This window comes from Fructobacillus tropaeoli (genome assembly GCF_016860625.1).
Classification (GTDB): Bacteria; Bacillota; Bacilli; order Lactobacillales; family Lactobacillaceae; genus Fructobacillus; species Fructobacillus tropaeoli.
Map to the genome: position 1 here is coordinate 1 of NZ_BOJU01000011.1, position 441 is coordinate 441.

The window sequence follows — 441 nt, forward strand, 5'->3', positions numbered from 1 at the left end:
AATTACACAAATTAGGATATTCTATGCAATTGATTGCAGATACTCTTGGTTTTGCAAAATCAACGATTCACTACGAACTCCATCGTGTTCAACCCTACAATGCCCAATTAGCACAAAAAGATGCCGATAGAAAGCGTGGTCAGTGTGGACGAAAATCGTCTCTGACTCCTGACAAGAAGCGCCTAATCGAAAACCATCTTCGACTGACTTGGTCGCCTGAAATAGTTGCTTACAAGTTGAAATTGGCGACTTCAACTGTGTACAACTGGTTGAACAATGGTCGCTTAAATTTCTCGTTATCAGACTTGCCACACCGGAATGTCTACCAACGTCGCAAGAAAGAAACACGTGGAACTTTCAAAGTAGAACAAACCATTGAAAAACGTCCTGAAAAAGTGAATGAACGGAAAGAATTTGGGCACTGGGAAGTTGATACTGTTC

At 41.3% G+C, this 441-nt stretch carries 1 protein-coding gene; it reads left to right on the top strand.

What is annotated here, in order from left to right:
• On the top strand, positions 1–441 hold a 441-nt coding region (locus tag FT12353_RS08450), incomplete at both ends, for an IS30 family transposase (protein ID WP_373299363.1).